Genomic DNA, 272 nt, shown 5'->3' with positions numbered 1-272 from the left:
TCCCCAGCTCATGCTGGAGGCTAAACTCATTATAAATTTCAATACTCTTAGACTGCACAAACAAGAAAAAGTCATCTACTAATTGCCTTAAATTAAGCAAAGCATCCACCCCATCCACCCTTATATAATTTATAATTCTTTATTACTTTTCATAATAGTTTTACTATATCCTCAAACCTTCTGATACCTCTGTTGATTAGATGAAGTCTTTTCAATAGCCTTTATATTACCTTCCATTTTATTTACGTAGTTTAAAAATAAAGTCCCAAGCA

Annotated in this window: 1 protein-coding gene; it reads right to left on the bottom strand. The window is 31.6% G+C overall.

Annotated elements, in window-relative coordinates; all coding sequences use genetic code 11:
* Positions 1-171: 171 nt before the first annotated feature.
* On the bottom strand, positions 172-272 hold a 101-nt coding region (locus LIZ98_RS17805; RefSeq protein WP_227140463.1), incomplete at its 5' end, for a DUF1413 domain-containing protein.

Origin of the sequence: Caldibacillus sp. 210928-DFI.2.18 (genome assembly GCF_020554505.1) — a bacterium.
GTDB classification, from domain to species: Bacteria; Bacillota; Bacilli; order Bacillales; family Caldibacillaceae; genus Caldifermentibacillus; species Caldifermentibacillus hisashii.
This window is presented reverse-complemented; position numbering and strand designations above follow the sequence as displayed.